Annotated in this window: 14 protein-coding genes and 1 tRNA gene; 2 read left to right on the forward strand and 13 right to left on the reverse strand. The window is 63.0% G+C overall.

The window, feature by feature from the left end:
* Positions 1-23: 23 nt before the first annotated feature.
* Together ABGV18_RS03480 and ABGV18_RS03485 are read right to left on the reverse strand one after the other, a co-directional pair.
* Positions 24-1793 (reverse strand): tetratricopeptide repeat protein, encoded by a 1770-nt coding sequence (locus tag ABGV18_RS03480; RefSeq protein ID WP_396584824.1) that lies wholly within the window; start codon positions 1791-1793, stop codon positions 24-26.
* A 223-nt stretch (positions 1794-2016) separates the two neighbouring features.
* The gene (locus ABGV18_RS03485; RefSeq protein ID WP_396584825.1) at positions 2017-2532 is read right to left on the reverse strand and encodes a DUF6231 family protein; all 516 of its coding nucleotides are present in this window, start codon (positions 2530-2532) and stop codon (positions 2017-2019) included.
* Between the two features lie 41 nt (positions 2533-2573).
* Here ABGV18_RS03485 and ABGV18_RS03490 point away from each other — a divergent pair.
* Positions 2574-2658 (forward strand) — tRNA-Leu (locus ABGV18_RS03490).
* 178 nt (positions 2659-2836) lie between these two features.
* On the opposite strand, the gene ABGV18_RS03495 is transcribed toward ABGV18_RS03490, so the two are convergent.
* The 6 genes from ABGV18_RS03495 to ABGV18_RS03520 all read right to left on the reverse strand — a co-directional run bounded on the left by ABGV18_RS03495 (position 2837) and on the right by ABGV18_RS03520 (position 10230).
* A complete protein-coding gene (locus ABGV18_RS03495) occupies positions 2837-5248 on the reverse strand; it encodes a FimV/HubP family polar landmark protein (RefSeq protein ID WP_396584826.1) in 2412 nt (803 codons plus the stop codon).
* Positions 5249-5349: 101 nt separating this feature from the next.
* Positions 5350-6372 (reverse strand): aspartate-semialdehyde dehydrogenase, encoded by a 1023-nt coding sequence (locus tag ABGV18_RS03500; RefSeq protein WP_396584827.1) that lies wholly within the window; start codon positions 6370-6372, stop codon positions 5350-5352.
* Positions 6373-6514: 142 nt separating this feature from the next.
* A complete protein-coding gene (gene leuB, locus ABGV18_RS03505) occupies positions 6515-7570 on the reverse strand; it encodes a 3-isopropylmalate dehydrogenase (RefSeq protein ID WP_396584885.1) in 1056 nt (351 codons plus the stop codon).
* An 83-nt stretch (positions 7571-7653) separates the two neighbouring features.
* Positions 7654-8316 carry a 3-isopropylmalate dehydratase small subunit gene (gene leuD / locus ABGV18_RS03510; protein WP_396584828.1) on the reverse strand — a complete coding sequence of 221 codons (663 nt, stop codon included), beginning with the start codon at positions 8314-8316 and terminating at the stop codon, positions 7654-7656.
* Between the two features lie 13 nt (positions 8317-8329).
* On the reverse strand, positions 8330-9733 hold the full coding sequence (gene leuC, locus ABGV18_RS03515) for a 3-isopropylmalate dehydratase large subunit (RefSeq protein WP_396584829.1): 1404 nt from the start codon (positions 9731-9733) through the stop codon (positions 8330-8332).
* A gap of 89 nt (positions 9734-9822) precedes the next feature.
* Positions 9823-10230 (reverse strand): DUF2237 family protein, encoded by a 408-nt coding sequence (locus ABGV18_RS03520; RefSeq protein WP_396584830.1) that lies wholly within the window; start codon positions 10228-10230, stop codon positions 9823-9825.
* Between the two features lie 109 nt (positions 10231-10339).
* Here ABGV18_RS03520 and ABGV18_RS03525 point away from each other — a divergent pair, with 109 nt between their 5' ends.
* Entirely contained in the window at positions 10340-11233 is an 894-nt protein-coding gene (locus tag ABGV18_RS03525) for a LysR substrate-binding domain-containing protein (RefSeq protein ID WP_396584831.1), read from the forward strand.
* Positions 11234-11242: 9 nt separating this feature from the next.
* Here the strand turns inward: ABGV18_RS03525 and ABGV18_RS03530 are convergent, their stop codons facing one another.
* The 5 genes from ABGV18_RS03530 to gloA all read right to left on the reverse strand — a co-directional run bounded on the left by ABGV18_RS03530 (position 11243) and on the right by gloA (position 16619).
* Positions 11243-12085, reverse strand: coding sequence for an HAD-IIB family hydrolase (locus ABGV18_RS03530; protein WP_396584832.1), 843 nt, complete (start codon positions 12083-12085; stop codon positions 11243-11245).
* The gene (locus ABGV18_RS03535; RefSeq protein ID WP_396584833.1) at positions 12078-13331 is read right to left on the reverse strand and encodes an amylo-alpha-1,6-glucosidase; all 1254 of its coding nucleotides are present in this window, start codon (positions 13329-13331) and stop codon (positions 12078-12080) included. The genes ABGV18_RS03530 and ABGV18_RS03535 overlap by 8 nt, the downstream gene beginning before the upstream one ends.
* 126 nt (positions 13332-13457) lie before the next feature.
* Positions 13458-14708 (reverse strand): organoarsenical effux MFS transporter ArsJ, encoded by a 1251-nt coding sequence (arsJ, locus tag ABGV18_RS03540; RefSeq protein ID WP_396584834.1) that lies wholly within the window; start codon positions 14706-14708, stop codon positions 13458-13460.
* A 20-nt stretch (positions 14709-14728) separates the two neighbouring features.
* Positions 14729-15742 (reverse strand): ArsJ-associated glyceraldehyde-3-phosphate dehydrogenase, encoded by a 1014-nt coding sequence (locus ABGV18_RS03545; RefSeq protein ID WP_396584835.1) that lies wholly within the window; start codon positions 15740-15742, stop codon positions 14729-14731.
* Between the two features lie 493 nt (positions 15743-16235).
* Positions 16236-16619, reverse strand: a complete 384-nt coding sequence (gene gloA / locus ABGV18_RS03550; protein WP_396584836.1) for a lactoylglutathione lyase — start codon at positions 16617-16619, stop codon at positions 16236-16238.
* Positions 16620-16637 lie beyond the last annotated feature (18 nt).

The raw sequence follows: 16637 nt of genomic DNA on the forward strand, positions 1-16637 counted from the left end.
CTGGGGGCGGGCGGCGGTTTGACTCACGGTTGACCGTTTGCCGGCACCAGCTCCGGGGCGAATTTGCGCAGGGTTTCGAGCAGGGTGATGTCACTGGCATCGAGTTCGAGGGCCTCTTGCCAGATCTCGAGCGCCTGGTCACGCTCGCCCTCGGCCCACAGCACCTCACCGAGATGGGCGCCGATTTCGGCGTTGGGTGCGCGACGGTAGGCACTTCTCAACACCCTGAGGGCCGATTCAAGATCGCCCTGGCGGTATTTGAGCCAGCCGAGGCTATCGAGGTAGGCCACGTTATCCGGGTCGATTTGCAAGGCGCGCCCGATCAGCTTCTCGGCCTCGTCCAGATTGCGGTTTTCGTCGGCCAACGTGTAGCCCAACGCGTTGAGGGCTTGGGCATGCTCGGGATCGCGGTCAACAAGTTCGCGCAGCACGCTGATCGCCGAGCCGGATTCTTCGAGGGCAAACAGCGTCATGGCCTTTTGCAGACGGAAATCGCTGGCATCCGGCCAGGCATCCAGGGCCTGATCGGCGATTTGCAGGCTTTCCTCGAACTGTCCGGATGCCGCAAGCGTCGAGGCGAGCGCGAGCATGAGCTGCTGATGGTCGGCCTCGTCAATCTCCTCAGAGAGCAGGGCGGCTTCCAACCCACGGATAGCGGCGTCCGCCTGGCCCTGATCGACCCGGGCGCCGGCTAGCAGCACCTGGGCATTGGCGTACTGCTCGCTGCGGGGGCTTACCTGCGACAGGGCGGATTCCGCGCCGTCGAGGTCGGCGTCCTGCAAGGCAACGCGTCCACGGATCAGGTGGACGACATCCGCATGGCCGGGTAAGCGCTCGAGGCGGTCCAGTGCCTGTTCGGCCAGATCGGGACGCTCCAAACGAAACGCGAACAGCGACAGGGTGCGCAGGAGCTCGGGATCTTTCGGCTGGATTTCCAAGGTGCGCTCAAGCAACGCAAGCGCGGCGTCGTCCCGGCCGGCCACCAGTCGCGCCTCGATCAGCCCGCTCGTGTAACGGCCTTCATCGGGAAACTGGTTGTGGGCCTTTTCGAGTACTCGGATGGCTTGTTCGACATCACCGTCACGATTGGCAATGACCATCGCCAGATCGTAGGCCATGGTCTCGTCGGGACGCAGTGACATGGCACGGTCGGCGGCGTTGCGGGCCAGCGCCGGTTCGCCGAACGACAGCGCGAGCTTGGCGATGACCACCTGGGCTTCGTATTGCTGGGGGAAACGTTCGGCCAGGTGGTGGGTATAGGCCACCGCCCGGTCGCGATCGAGGCTCTTTTGCAGGTATTGGCCTGTCTCGTTGAATATCTTCTCGACGTTGCCCGAGTCAGACTCGAGCCACTGGTTGAGGGCTCGATCCGCTTGCTCGGTCTCACCGAGTTCGAGTGAGGAGACCATCATGACCGCGGCCGCGCGGGCGTTTCCCGGCGAGAGTTCGCGCAGTTGTTCGGCAAGGGTTTGGGCCAGGTCGAAGCGATCGGCAAAGATCGCCGACTGAATGGCACGTTCGAGCAATGCCGGATCGTTGCTGTTCTGGGCGACTGCCGCGTAGTGGGTCGCGGCCTGATCGTAATTCTTGTGCCGACCGTAGAATTCGCCGGCAAGCACGTTGAAGATCGGGCTCTGATCGAACGCGTCCAGTTCACGGGCCGTCGCACCGGATCCGGTGGCGCCCATGTCCGAGTCGGCCGCGGACTCGTTGGCCGGGCTGCTGGAACAGCCGGACCCGAGCAAGGCCAGATTCATGGCAAGGAACAACGCAGCGGACGGGATCGGTCGCATGGCGGGCCTATCGAAACGGTGAATTCATTCGGTCCGAAGAGACTTCCGGACGACTGGTGACCATTGTAGTGCAACTACCTGCGGGCATGGTTGCCGCGTGTGCTTGCGATGGGCGATGGCCACGAGACAATCGCCGCCCAACACGTCATAGCTATACGAGGACAAAGGTTCGTAGAATATATATTATGTTAAATAGAGTCCAGACTGGTCTCGAGGTAGGCCCTCACCACCGGTACTTGCCCCACAGCTCCGGATTGGCCCAATGACGCGCATTCAACCAATCCGGGGTCCGCTTGTAGGTTTCGATATCGAACAGATAAACAGGCACATCTGCCGCGTGACGGGTAAACCCGAGCGACACCATCTGTTGATCCACCGAACCACCCACCCGATGCGCCTCACCGAGATGAACGATCAGCGGCCGATTCAATCGGTCACGCAGTGCGGCAAAAAATGGCGAGATCGCCTTCGTCCACTCATCCAGCTCGACGATCAACTCGATGACGGCGTCATCCTTGGTGGCCGCCCGTGAAATCAGGTCGTCCAGGTTCACGGCTGACGTTGTCGCCTCGTGCGGGTTTTCCTCTGGTGCGTCTGATGTCAGGAAAACCGTCAACCGCTGTTTGCCGGGATACGGCTTCTCACACGCAATCAAGCGCTTGTCGTCACTGGCCAACGCCGGGCGGCGCTCGGGCGCGACCACCCGCAAGATCAACTTCGGCGTTTTTTTTGCATTCACTGTTGACAGCCCCCCTCAGGATTCCTAATATGCGCCGCGTTGCCCAGGTGGCGGAACTGGTAGACGCGCTAGTTTCAGGTACTAGTGGAGAGATCCGTGGAGGTTCGAGTCCTCTCCTGGGCACCAAATTGCAAGTCCGATAGAAGGCCGGTGGCTCCATGAGTCGCCGGCCTTTTTCGTTTCGCATCGCCGAATCCGTTCTTGAGCCAAGCTTTCCACGCCAAGCGATGAATAGACAATAACAAAAAGGCCCACCAACGGACGGCGGGCCTTCTCTTTTAGGATCGCGTGAGTGGCGCGGGCATCAGCCCGGGTGCCGATTCTCCAACTCGTCGAGTCGCTCCAGTGCTGCCGTGGTGCCCTCTTCCTGCAACTCGGCTTTGATCATGTCGAAGCTTTCCCGATCACCCACATCGAGGAAGGCTTCGGCCAGTCCCACCCGCGTGTCGATGTCGGATTCATCGCCCGCGGACGACGCGGTTTCCTCGTCGGTGTTGGTGGAGGCAGGCTCGTCTTCGGCAGGCTCCTCAGGGGACGGGGCCTGATCGAGATCCAGGTCCATCCCCATGTCCTGATCACCCGAGGCGGTGGGCTCCCCGCGCTCACCTGCCGGTTCGTACCCCGAGAGGTCCAGGTCGAGCGGCGCGGGTTCGTCCGTTTCGCTATCGCTCTCCGGGGTGTCGACGCTGGCCGGTGGCGTTTCATTTGCCGGCAACTCGAGCTCGTTCGGCTCATGTGGTGACGGTACATCTTCCACCTGGTTCGCCGAAGGCTCCTTGGCCGGTGTTTCCAGCGCGAAGGAGTCGTCGAAATCCATCGACTCCTCGTCTTCGACGGGGCTGGTCTCCGGCTCGGGCGTGGCGAGCATATCGTCGATGTCATCGTCCCATTCGCCCCCGGACGAAGCTTGCGGCTGGTCGTCGGCCTCCCATTCGTCAGTCGACTCAGGTGTCTCATCCCACGCGGTTGAGTCCACCGGGACGCCTGTCGCCTCCTCGGGGCCGGCAGACTCGCCCACGGACTCGTCGCCCTCGGCCGTCCACGTGGAATCATCGTCTTGCGGCTGGGAGTCGCCGAGTTCATCCCCGGTTTCGCCGGCATCGATGCCCTTGAGGCGATTGAGCGCCGACTGAAGGCCGCTGTGCCCCGGGTGCTCGGCAAGGCTGTCCTGCAACAACTCCTCCGCCTGGTGAGTCAGGTTGAATGACTCGAGTACCCGCGCCTCTTCGAGCGCCATCTCCGGGTTCATGGGGTCATCCATGCCGCTGGCCGGAGTTGCCGCCACGTGATCCGGGTCGCTATCCGTTGGCGCGTACGCCACGCCGGCAGCCGCCGCGCCGGTGACCGCAGCCGATCCGGCCACGGTCGATGCCGTGGTAGTCGACCGCGGCGGCTCAACGACCGGATCGTGATCAACCGCCGGCTGGTTCGACGCGCCGGCGGTGACCGGCATCGGCACCCCGGGTTCCTCGTCCGGTCGATTACGCCGCAAGCCGAGGGCGATCAGCAACGCGATGATCACCAGCCCCAATACGCCGGTCAGGTACTTGCCCCACTCCATCCAGAAATTGCCGGATGCGCGTTCGGCGCTCGCGAGTTCGGCCCGCGATTGCTCGATGACCTGCTGCAATTCAGCGATCTGGGCGTCGCGCTGGTCGACGGCGAGCTTGACCGTATCAATCTGATCCTTGAGCGCGCGGAGCTGCTCGGTCAGCGCCTCGCTCTCTGCGCGAGCCGACTCGACCTCCTCGCGGTCCAGCAACGTCTCACGCTCGTCCTGCGCGTTAGATGACTGTGTGCCGCCGGCAATCGCCGCCAGCGGCTGCTCACGAGTCAAGCCACCAAAGTCGCCCAGGGTCGCCGGAGCGACAGCGGCTCGCTCACCACCCTCTTCTTCCGGTCCCAAGAGTTCGAGCGCCGGCAGCCGCTCGATCTCCGTCACGGAGTCCGAAGCGGAATTGTCAGGCTCGGCTTGGTCGGTGCTGGTGGGTGACGCGCCGGTGTCCGGCACCCGAAGGCGTGCTCCGGCCATCAGGGCGTTGCCGTTGCCATTGGCGAATGCTTGCGGGTTGGCGTCAATGATCGCCTGCATCATGGGGCGGACATCGGCGCCGTCGGCCACATATTCCCGAGCAATCTCGTAAAGCGTATCGCCGCTTTGGACATCACGGGTCCCGTCGAGGGGTACGTCTTGCGCCGGTTCGACGCGTTGCCAGCTGGAGGTGGCCGGCGACGAGCGCGAGGGAGCTTGTGTCGTGGAAGTGGGGGCTACCGCTTGGTTGGAGGTTGTTGCTCCACCGGAACGGTCGCCCTGGGTCGAGCCCATCGATGGCGGATCGAGCAGCAGGTTGTACTCGCGAATCATCCGTCCCTGTGGGGAATCCACCTCAAGCAGGATGCTTAGGATGGGGTCACGAATCGGACGCTTGGAACCGATCAGGACGTATTCCTGGCCACGATCCGACTCGATAGTGAAGGTGAGATTGCCCGTGATGTTTTGCAGCGAAACGCCCGCCTCTCGATAGAACGAGGCCGGTGCCAACTTCACGGTGATCTCGTCGAGTGGCTCGTCACTGGAGCGCGCCAGCGGCACTCGCACATCAAGGGGTTGACTCAAGTACGACTGCACCCGGGCCTCGCCCAGGGTGGCGGCCTGGCTGATCAACGGGGTCCCGGCACCCAGAATCCCCGCAATCACCAAACTCAACTTCCGCATGTCACTCACTCCTTGCTCGCGCCGGTGGGCCGAGCGTCATTGCCCGGTTAACGTTCCGTCGCCTTCCTTTGGCCCCATTTCGGGCCCGATTGTGCCACAGTTCAGAGGTGGTCGCGCACCAGGCATTCGGCGATCTGGACGCTGTTGAGTGCCGCGCCCTTGCGTACGTTGTCGGCCACAACCCACAGGTTGAGGCCACGCTCGTGCGAGATGTCCTCGCGGATGCGGCCCACGTAGACCGGGTCGTGCCCTGCCCCCTCGGTCACGGCCGTCGGGTACCCGCCGTCACGACGCGTGTCGAGCACCTCGATGCCCTCGGCCTTCTTGAACAGATCCCACGCCTGCTGGGCGGTGATCTTGTCACGGGTCTCGATGTGGAGGGCTTCGGAGTGACCAAAGAACACCGGCACGCGGACCGCGGTCGGGTTTACCAGGATCGATTCGTCCTCGAAGATCTTCCGGGTCTCCCAGACCATCTTCATCTCTTCCTTGGTGTAGCCGTTGTCCTGGAAGACATCGATCTGCGGCAACGCATTGAAGGCGATCTGCTTCGGATAAACGACGGCATCGGCCTCTTGGCCATTTAGCTTGCGGGCGCTCTGCGTGGCCAGTTCCTCGATCGCCTCCTTGCCCGAGCCGGAAACGGCCTGGTAGGTCGCGACGTTGATCCGCTCGATGCCCACCGCGTCGTAGATCGGCTTGAGCGCAACCAGCATCTGAATGGTTGAGCAGTTCGGGTTGGCGATGATGTTGCGCTGCGTGTAGCCGGCGATCGCGTGGGCGTTGACCTCCGGGACGATCAGCGGCACGTCATCGTCGTAGCGGAACTCGGAGGTGTTGTCGATCACGATGCACCCGGCCGCGGCGGCCTTGGGCGCGTATTCGCGCGAGATCGAGCCACCCGGCGAGAACAACCCGATCTGGACCTTGGAGAAATCGAACGTCGCCAGGTCCTCGACCGTCACGAACGAGTTGCCGAAGGCAATCTTCTTGCCCGCCGAGCGCTCGGATGCCAGTGCGTACACCTTGCCGACCGGGAATTTGCGCTCGGCCAGGATGGACAGCATGGTCTCGCCAACGGCACCCGTGGCGCCAACGATAGCAACGTCGACCGTCTTGCTCATGAAGATTTCTCCTTGCGATTGGAAGTCTGTTCAAACGGGGGCGCGGGGTGACGACCGTCGAACAGTCGTCCCCGCAGAATGCGAAATGGTGGATCTAGCCTAGCGCATCACGCCGGGCTCACGAAGGGGTCCGTTCGGCCACTCAGGCCTTCAGGGCGTCGACGACGGCCTGACCCATGTCGCTGGTAGAGACCTGCGTCATGCCCGGCTGCATGATGTCCGGCGTGCGCAGGCCCTGGTCGAGCACGGCGATGCAGGCGTTTTCGATCCGTTCGGCCAGGTCGCCTCGACCGAAGGAATACCGCAGCAGCATGGCGGCCGAAAGAATCGTCGCCATCGGGTTGGCCACGCCTTTCCCGGCGATATCCGGTGCCGAGCCGTGACTGGGCTCGTACAGGCCCTGCCCCGTTTCGTTGAGCGAGGCCGACGGCAGCATGCCGATCGAGCCGGTCAGCATCGAGGCCTGATCGGAAAGGATGTCGCCGAACAGGTTCTCGGTGACCATCACGTCGAACTGCTTGGGCGTGCGCACCAGTTGCATCGCGGCATTGTCGACGTACATGTGCGAGAGCTCGACGTCCGGGTATTCCGCGGACAGACGATTCATCACCTCGCGCCACAACTCCGAGGTTTCCAGCACGTTGGCCTTGTCCACCGAGCACAGGCGCTTGTCGCGTTTCTGTGCCGCCTCGAAGGCGACGCGGCCGATGCGTTCAATCTCGGCCTCGTTGTAATGCATGGTGTTGAAGCCTTCGCGCAGACCGTCGACTTCGCGGATGCCACGCGGCTGGCCGAAGTACACCCCGCCGGTCAGTTCACGCACGATCAGGATGTCCAGGCCCGCAACCACCTCCGGCTTGAGCGAGGAGGCGTCCGCCAGGGCGCTGTAAAGCATCGCCGGGCGCAAGTTGGCGAACAGCCCCATGGTCTTGCGGATCGCCAGCAGGCCGCGCTCCGGGCGCAGCGGCCGGTCGAGGTTGTCGTATTGCGGGCTGCCCACCGCGCCGAGCAGTACCGCATCGGCTTCGGCGGCCTGTTGGCGGGTGACCTCGGGAAACGGTTCGCCTTCGGCGTCATAGGCTGCCCCGCCAATCAACCCGTCGGTGAACGACAGCTCCAGGTCGCTGCCGTCGACGACGGCCTTGAGCACCTTGACGGCCTGCTCGGTGATTTCCGGGCCGATGCCGTCGCCGGGCAGGACAAGAATGTTCTTCTGAGTCACGGGATTAGCGATCCTTTTGTTCTTGAATTCTCGGGAAAACGGGCCGTTTCAGCGGCGACTCAGCCGCCGAGGTTGCCACGCAGATCGTTGAACAACCACGGCGTCCTTTCCCGTTGCGCCGCCTCATAGGCCTTGATCTTGTCGGCATGCTCGAGGGTCAGCGCGATGTCGTCGAGCCCATTGACCAGGCAGTGCTTGCGGAAGCTGTCGATCTCGAACTCGTAGGTCGTGCCGTCCGGGATCTTGACGACCTGGTTCGGCAGGTCGATCTCGAGTTCCTGGCCCGGCTTCGCCGCGACCGCCTTGAAGATCGCATCGACCTCTTCCTCTTTCAGCGCAATGGGAAGCAACCCGTTCTTGAAGCTGTTGTTGTAGAAGATATCGGCGAACGACGGCGCGATCACGGCACGGAAACCGAAGTCGGTCAACGCCCAGACCGCGTGCTCACGTGATGAACCGCAGCCGAAGTTCTCGCGAGCCAAGAGGATGGTCGCGCGGTCGAACGGCTCGCGGTTGAGCACGAAATCCGGGTTCTTTCGGCGCTGGCTGTGATCCATGCCCGGCTCGCCGGGATCGAGGTAACGCCAGTCGTCGAACGCCGTCGGCCCGAAGCCGGTGCGCTTGACCGACTTGAGGTACTGCTTGGGGATGATCGCGTCGGTGTCGACGTTCGAACGATCGAGAGGGGCGACGATTCCCTGGTGGGTAGTGAATGCCTGCATGATTCTGTCTCCCTTACGCTTGTCGGACGTCGACGAAATGACCCGCGATGGCCGCGGCGGCCGCCATGGCTGGGCTGACCAGGTGCGTGCGACCACCCTGCCCCTGCCGACCCTCGAAATTGCGGTTCGAGGTGGAGGCACAACGCTCGCCCGGCTCGAGCCGATCGGCGTTCATGGCAAGACACATGGAGCAGCCCGGCTCCCGCCACTCGAAGCCGGCCTCGAGAAAGACCTTGTCGAGCCCTTCCTTTTCGGCCTGCTGGCGCACCAGCCCCGAGCCCGGCACCACCATGGCGAGCGTGACGTTGTCGGCCACGTGGCCCCCCTTGATGACCGCGGCCGCGGCGCGCAGATCCTCGATGCGGGCATTGGTGCATGAGCCGATGAAGACCTTGTCGATCTGGATGTCCGTCATCGGCGTGTTGGCCTCGAGCCCCATGTACGCCAGCGCCTTGCGCATACCCTCGGCCTTGACCGGGTCTGCCACGGCTGCCGGATCGGGGACGCGCCCGTTGACCGGTCCGACCATCTCCGGAGAGGTGCCCCAGCTCACCTGCGGTTCGATCTTGGTCCCATCAAGGGTCACGACCTTGTCGAACTCGGCGTCGGGATCGGACTTGAGGGTGCGCCAGTACTCGGCTGCCCGCTCGAACATCTCGCCCGTCGGCGCGAACGGCTTGTCGCGGAAGTACTCGACCGTTTTCTCGTCGACCGCCACCATGCCGGCACGGGCACCCGCTTCGATCGACATGTTGCACACGCTCATCCGCCCCTCGATCGAGAGCGACTCGATCGCCGATCCGGCGAACTCGATCGCGTGGCCGGTCCCGCCAGCGGTGCCGATCTTGCCGATGATCGCGAGCACGACGTCCTTTGCGGTCACGCCCGGGCCAAGCTCGCCATCGACGCGCACCTGCATGGTCTTCGTGCGCTGTTGCAACAAGGTCTGCGTCGCCATGACGTGCTCGACCTCGGAGGTGCCGATGCCGAACGCCAATGCGCCGATCGCGCCGTGAGTCGAGGTATGCGAATCACCGCAGACGACCGTCGAGCCCGGCAGCGTGAAGCCCTCCTCGGGCCCGATGATGTGCACGATCCCCTGACGCATGTCGGCCATCGGGAATTCCTGGACACCGAATTCCTGGCAATTGCGATCGAGGGTGCTGACCTGCTCGCGCGAGACGGGATCGACGATCCCGCCGGCCCGATTGGTGGTCGGCACGTTGTGATCCGGCACGGCCAACATGGCGCCGGTGCGCCACGGCTTGCGATCGGCCAGGCGCAGCCCTTCGAAGGCCTGCGGGCTGGTTACCTCGTGGACGAGGTGACGATCGATATATAGCAACGCCGTGCCGTCACCCTGGTCATGGACGACGTGCGCGTCGAAAAGCTTTTCGTAGAGTGTCTTTCCAGCCATTGGCGTTTTCCTCCGGATGATCCGGACCGGCATCGATCACCGACCGGGGTAGATCTCCGTCTTATCAATGGGTTGAGGCGTCTTATTCGCTAAAACTCGTAAAATCCGTCATCCAGTCCCGAGGCCGGCGGATCGACGGCGTGCTCGATCAGGTCGCGCAGCTTGATCACGCGCAGTACCTCGTGGTGGGTCGAGGCCAGCACCACCGGTGGCGCCACGCCGGCCTCGAATGCCTCTCGCCACCGCCAAGCGCAGATGCACCAGCGGTCCCCGGCCCTAAGCCCGGGAAAATCGTAGGCCGGCATCGCTCGGCGCAACTCGTTGCCCTGGGCGGCGGTGTAGTCGAGAAACGCGTCATCGAGCTCCGTGCACACCCCATGCACCCCGCCATCCTCGGTGCCGACGAGGCATCGCCCGTCCCGGTAGAAGCCGGTGATCGGGTCCACCGAGCATCTGCCCAGTGGCAGGCCGAGCACGTTGAGGGCGTCTGTTTTCATGGCGGAATGATAGCGGCGTTACGATAATAACTAAAATGGAAATAACGCATGACGTCCATTCCCAATGGTTATACTTGCCATCGGCAGTACCGGATTTTGGAGATGGCCGATGAACCCCCTTCACCTTGATACCCAACAGTTACTCACGTTTCTGGCGGTGGCCGAAACCGGTTCGTTCTCGGCGGCGGCCACCCAGTTACACATCAGTCAGCCGGCCGTTTCCAAACGGTTGGCGCAGCTAGAGGAGCGGTTGGATTTCCGTTTGTTCGATCGGCTTGGACAGCGAGTCGTACTGACCTACCGGGGTGAGCGACTGCTTCCCTCGGTGCGCGAGGTACAGACCTGCCTGGATGACATCGCCACGGCCGCGGAGGTCAGCGGGGAGGCGCTCAGCGGCCGATTGGCTCTGTCCCTGAGCCATTACGCCGGCTTGCACCTGCTACCGGAGGTACTCGAGCGGTTTTCCGAACATTATCCCGAGGTACTGCTCGATCTGAGTTTCCATGATTCCGAACGGGCGATCGAGCAGGTTGCGCTGGGTGAGTCGTCGTTGGCGTACGCCACCCTGCCGCCCCGCCTTGACGATCGCGTGCGCACTCGCGTTCTTTGGGAAGAGACCATGCAGCCGGTGGTCGCTCAACGTCATTGCCCGGGCGGCAGGCCACCGGCGCTGGATCAAATCGGCAAGCGCTTGCCGTTGATCCTGCCGGCGGAGGCCACCAGTACGCGCACGGCCATCGACCGGTGGCTCGACGACCGGCAACTCCTGCCCCCGGCGATCATCGAGATCAATCAGCTGGATTCCATCGCCGTTCTGGCCGGAACCGGGGTCGGTTGGGCCCTGCTGCCCACCACCTTGCAGCGTGAGGGGCTGGTGGGGCTCGAGTGCGGCAATTGCGTGCTACCCACCCGTCGCCTGGGCCAGATCGAGCCGGTCGGTCGGGCGCGAAACCCCCTCGCCGAAGCCTTTATGACAGTGGTAGAGGAACTCGACGCGGGCTGAACCCGCGCCTCACTCTATCTCCAGCCATGAGCGGGCCTCGGGAATGAAGTGCACGACGCCCTCCAGAATGCCTGCCGCGTAATTGCCGTTCATCCCCAGAAATCCCCCGCGGGCGACGTACAGGCAATCCCCGGCACCACGCTCGGCCGTGGCGTGGATGGCAGCCTGCTTGATCTCATCCCTGGCATTGGCCACCACGATCGCCTGAAGACCACTCGTCAGCACGGGCAGGTCATTGCCGCTGTCGCCGGCGAAGACCGTCCGGCTCGGGGAGGCGTGCAGATGCGCCTGGAGAAAACGGATCGCGTGTACCTTGGTGGCCCCGGCCGGCAAGACATCGACCAATCCCACGTCGCGCATCTCGTCGATGCTCCAGATGACACTGCTGCGCACCCCGGCCTCGGCAAGGCGCTCGCCAATCCGTTCGGCAAGCGACTCTCCATCCAGATCTGCCGGCGCGTAATAACTGAGCTTGTAGGTGTTCTGTTTTTCCGATTCCTGAGGCTCGATATCCGGAATATCCACGAGCATCTCGGCCAGCATCTCTCGGCTGTTGCCACCCCAGTCGGCCGCGATCTCTTTCGCCCAGGCCTCCCAGGCATGCCACTCGCCGTCGTCGATGCGGTAGATCGTCGTGCCCACGTCGCCGATGGCGAAATCCGGCACGGGCAGCGAGAACTCGTCTATTGCCGACTGAAGCAGGCGCCGGTCACGGCCGCTCACGTAGGCCAGCGTCACTTCGGGGCGTCGGGCCAGTCGCCAAAACAGGTCGCGTGCGTCTCGCGATTCCAGTTGGTGGCCGTTCGGGATCAATGTCCGGTCGAGGTCGGTACATATCAGCAGTTCACTCATCGTCGTCGATCCTGAAAAGCGGTTCGCCCTGCAGGGCATAATGGGCGGTGACGGCCGCGGCAGCGCTCCATCCCTGGCATCGCGTCCCGCCCGGCGTGAGGTCTCGGCCGTGCACGAACTCCGGGAATGACCAGGGTTCTTCATCTTCCATCGACAAGAGGTTGGCGGCGTGAATGGCGTCGAGGTGCCGCCGGGCCTTTACGCTATGCCCTCGTTTGGCCAGATCGGCGACGTAAAAGCCGGTGAGCATCGGCCAGAGCCCGCCATTATGAAACTCGTACGGTTTGTTCTTGAAGGTGTACGAGAACATCATCTGCAGGCTTTCCCAGTCCCGATCCACGGCTTCGATGATGGGGTGAAAGGCCGGCAGGAGCGGCATGGCTTGTGGCGCGATCGTCGCGATGTAGGCATCGACCTGCTCGCTCTGCGAGTCGTTCGCGACACGGAACAGGTTGGCCAGGACATTGGCGAACGCGTCAAACCGGTACCCGTAGCCGGTCGGCGAAAAGAATGGCATCCAGTATTGATCGTCACGGCGCGGCGCGGCCTTGCGCCCCTTCTGATACAAGACTTCGTGGTAGATGTCAGCCGGCTCGTTGCCATTGAACCAGAAATTGCCTCGAATCAGGTGAAGCAGTCGGGTGGTTCGGTCCTGCAGTTGATGGTCGGCCGAGCCGTGGACATGGGTGTGGATGCGGCAAAACGAGCGCAATGCCTGCAGGTAGAGCAACTGGTCGTAGAGGATGTAGCCGGACTGGACATATTCGTCGGCCCAGTCACCGGTCTGCGGCACGTAAATCAGGCCGCGGTCGTTGAACTCCCAGGCCCCGAGCAGGAAACGCACGCGCTCCAGGGACGGCAGGATTTCCGCCAGAAAGGCGTCATCCCCGGTGGCACGCCAGTACTCGGCGCAACCGATCACGAACCAGAGATCCGCATCCACGCGCCCAGTGGTGCCACCGTAGCTGATGCGTTGCGTGGTGGTATCGACATTGCTGGGGATCTCGCCATGGGGGCCTTGGTGACGTGCCAAGGTGCTGAGCGTCTGGCGCATCGTGGCTACCAGTGACTCTTCCCCGGTCATCAAGGCGGCCAGCCCGATGATCACCCCGTCACGGGCCCAGACCCGGCGATAATTGTCCCGCTGGGTGGGCGAGGCAAGGAACCCGTCGTCGGTGGCGCACTGGCGCACCAGTTCCAGCGCATGCTCCAGAGCTTCCTTGCGCGTGTCGGATGATTTCGTCATTGCTGCCCCTATCGGTTTCCTTTGCCGCCGTCGTCACGCAAACGAGTGTAGAAGGTGGCCGCCCTAAAAGCGGGCAAAGGACCCGACTGGCCTGCGATCGAGCGGTAGCTGACGCTACGTGACGGCTCAGTCGCCCTCCCCGCCCAAGCTCGATTCCAGCGCGACGAGTCGCAGACTCAGAAGGCCCGCAATCACCACGAAGGCCAGCGCAAAGCCGAGGCTGCCAGCAATACCCAGCCACTGGTAGCTTGCCCCGGAGAGCACGGTGCCCAGCAAACGCCCGCCCGCATTCGCGGCGTAGTAGAACCCCACGTTCTCTGACGTTTTTTCATCGGCCGAATAGCGCAACACCAGGTACGAGTGGGTGGCCGAATTGAGCGCGAACACCACGCCGAAGAACGCCAGGCCCAGGGTGATGATCCAACCGGCCGTCTGCCCCGACGCAATCGCCAGCAGCAGTGCGCCCAGCGGCAGGACCAGGGCAAAGCTCCAGATGACCGCGGTGCGGGCACCGGGGCCATCAGGTGAGCCATCCGTTGGGCCACCGGGGCCTGATCCGGTTTTCGGCCGACGTGCGCCGAGCAACCAGGGGGCCGCGGACTGAACCACCCCGTAACCAATCACCCACAGGGCAAGGTAGGCCCCGACCCAGTGGAAATCCCAGCCGATCGAGACGAGGAAGACCGGCAGCGCGACCACGAACCAGACATCGCGAGCGCCGAACAGGAACAACCGGGCCGCGGCCAACCAATTGATCAATGGCTCGCGGGCGAACATCTGCCGAACCCCGGTCTTGGCCTTGATGGCGCCGAAACCGCCCGGCAGCGTCAAGGTCATCAGGAAGCCCACTACCAACAGCGCGGCAAGCAGGCCCATGGCCCCCTGGAATCCAATCGCGGCCAGCAACACGGCGCCGAGGAAGAACCCTGCGCCCTTCAGGGCATTTTTCGAACCGGTGATCCAGGCGACCCAGCGGAACAGCTGCGCGTTGCCCTCGCGCGCGACCAGCTTGACCCCGGCCTTCGCCGACATCTTGTTGAGATCCTTGGCGATGCCGGAAAGCGCCTGGGCCAGCATCACATAGGCCACCGTCAACCAGGGATCGGGCACCGTCAGCATCAGCAACGCGGCGATCTGCAGCCCAGTACCGACCTGCATGGTTCGATTCAGGCCGATACGCGCGCCCAGCCAGCCCCCCACCAGGTTGGTGACGATGCCGAAGAACTCGTAGAAGAGAAACAGCATCGCAATGGCGAACGGCGAGTAGCCGAGCTGGTAGAAATGCAGCACCACCAGCATGCGGATCGCCCCGTCGGTCAGGGTGAACAGCCAATAGTTGCCGGTGATGGTGAGGTAGTGGCGTAGCGCGGTAGGCATGGTGACTCCGTGTGCTTGCCTCAGGCCCGACCGATCATCGACACGAGTTCGACCAGCCGCTGGGCATAGCCCCACTCGTTGTCGTACCAGGCCAGCACTTTAACCAGATCCTGGTCGATCACCATGGTCGAGGGCGCATCGATGATCGAGGAGCGCGGATCATTGGTGTAATCCACCGAGACCAGCGGACGGGTCTCGAACCCCAGGATGTCCTTCAACTCCCCGTCGGCGGCCTCGCGCAACAGCCCATTGACCTCGTCGACCGTGGTGGAGCGCGCGGGGGTGAAGACGAAATCGGTCAACGAGGCATTGAGCAACGGCACTCGCACGGCCAGCCCGTTGAGCCGCCCGTCGAGCTCCGGGAAGATCGCGCCGATGGCCTTGGCCGAGCCCGTGGTGGTGGGCGAAAGTGACATCGACGAGGCCCGGGCGCGGCGCCAGTCCTTGTCGCCCTTGTCGACCACCACCTGCGTGTTGGTCGGGTCATGCATGGTGGTCATCGTGCCGCGCTGGATACCCAGCCCCTCGTGCAACACCTTGACCACCGGCGCCAGGCAGTTGGTGGTGCAGGAGGCGGCGGTGACGACCTGGTGACGGCTGGCATCGAACAGGTCGTGGTTCACGCCCATGACGACGTTGAGCACCTCATCATGCTTGACCGGCGCGGCCACGGCGACGCGTGACGCCCCCTGCTCCAGGTGCGGCGTGATTTCCTCGAAGCGCCGCCAACGGCCGGTCGCCTCGATTACCACGTCAACCGAGGAGCGGCCCCAGTCGATCCCTTCCACCGACTCGCTTCGAGTAAAGCGGATATCCCGCCCGTCCAGCGTCAGGGTGTCACCCTCCCCCGCGATCGACCGTTGCCAACGGCCATGCACGGAATCAAATTCCGTCAGGTGCGCCATGCAGGCAGCGTCGGCGGCGATTTCATTGACGTGCACCACCTCGAGACCGAGGTCCGGGCGGTCGGCCAAGGCCCGGAATGCCAACCGGCCAATACGCCCGAACCCGTTGATGCCTACCCGAATCGTCATGCCTTAACTCTCCCGCTGGTGTCGATGGCCTTGATCGGCGCGGCCACAGTATATGGACTATGGAATATAGCGAAGCCTACGCCGCGAATATGACAGTTGCATGTCGTCGAGCGAGTGCATCGCCTTGCTACTTACGGCACAGCCCTGACTCCAAGCGAAGTATGCCGTCTCGGCCGGTTTAACCGTGACACCGATCGGTACGAGATCGACCGGAATCGCGCCGATTTCGACCCGCCAAAGTTTTTCACAGAAACTGTGGATAACTATGTGGAAGAAACCCAGAATGGTCGGTCCTACAAGGCAGGAGACACTGTTGGGTAATTTTTAACCAAACTGTCGCACTCTGAGCAAAAACATTTGATAACAATGGGTTAGACAACCCCCTTCGCTAACTGACTGATTCATCGTGCACGAAAAAGGCGCAACCGACGTTGCGCCTCGCTGTATGTGGAAAATACTCACTGTCAAGGCTTGACAGCGGTCTATTTTTCCCTCACTTCGCACCGATCAATTCAATGGCATACCCGTCCGGATCCGCGACGAACGCAATGATGGTGGAACCGGCATTCATCGGGCCGGGTTCCCGCAGGATCGTGCCCCCTTTCTCGCGGATCTTTTCGCCGGCGGCGTAGACATCATCGACCTCGATCGCGATGTGGCCATAGCCATCACCGAGGTCGTACTGGTGATCACCCCAGTTGTAGGTCAACTCCAGCACGGCAGTTTCGCTCTCTTCGCCATAACCGACGAAGGCCAGGGTAAATTCACCGGCCGGGTAGTCCTGCTGGCGCAACAGCTTCATGCCGAGTACGTCGGTATAGAAGGCCAGCGATTTCTCGAGGTCACTGACACGGATCATGGTGTGAAGAATGCGCATGGGTTGTCTCCAATCAAA

The organism is Guyparkeria halopsychrophila (assembly GCF_044582135.1).
GTDB lineage: Bacteria > Pseudomonadota > Gammaproteobacteria > Halothiobacillales > Halothiobacillaceae > Guyparkeria.

Excerpts from the sequence above, each read along its gene's own strand:
- ABGV18_RS03480 (WP_396584824.1), bottom strand. The coding sequence starts at position 1,793 with ATGCGACCGATCCCGTCCGCTGCGTTGTTCCTTGCCATGAATCTGGCC.
- ABGV18_RS03495 (WP_396584826.1), bottom strand. The coding sequence starts at position 5,248 with ATGCGGAAGTTGAGTTTGGTGATTGCGGGGATTCTGGGTGCCGGGACC.
- ABGV18_RS03500 (WP_396584827.1), bottom strand. The coding sequence starts at position 6,372 with ATGAGCAAGACGGTCGACGTTGCTATCGTTGGCGCCACGGGTGCCGTT.
- leuD (WP_396584828.1), bottom strand. The coding sequence starts at position 8,316 with ATGCAGGCATTCACTACCCACCAGGGAATCGTCGCCCCTCTCGATCGT.
- leuC (WP_396584829.1), bottom strand. The coding sequence starts at position 9,733 with ATGGCTGGAAAGACACTCTACGAAAAGCTTTTCGACGCGCACGTCGTC.
- ABGV18_RS03520 (WP_396584830.1), bottom strand. The coding sequence starts at position 10,230 with ATGAAAACAGACGCCCTCAACGTGCTCGGCCTGCCACTGGGCAGATGC.
- ABGV18_RS03525 (WP_396584831.1), top strand. The coding sequence starts at position 10,340 with ATGAACCCCCTTCACCTTGATACCCAACAGTTACTCACGTTTCTGGCG.
- ABGV18_RS03530 (WP_396584832.1), bottom strand. The coding sequence starts at position 12,085 with ATGAGTGAACTGCTGATATGTACCGACCTCGACCGGACATTGATCCCG.
- ABGV18_RS03535 (WP_396584833.1), bottom strand. The coding sequence starts at position 13,331 with ATGACGAAATCATCCGACACGCGCAAGGAAGCTCTGGAGCATGCGCTG.
- arsJ (WP_396584834.1), bottom strand. The coding sequence starts at position 14,708 with ATGCCTACCGCGCTACGCCACTACCTCACCATCACCGGCAACTATTGG.
- ABGV18_RS03545 (WP_396584835.1), bottom strand. The coding sequence starts at position 15,742 with ATGACGATTCGGGTAGGCATCAACGGGTTCGGGCGTATTGGCCGGTTG.
- gloA (WP_396584836.1), bottom strand. The coding sequence starts at position 16,619 with ATGCGCATTCTTCACACCATGATCCGTGTCAGTGACCTCGAGAAATCG.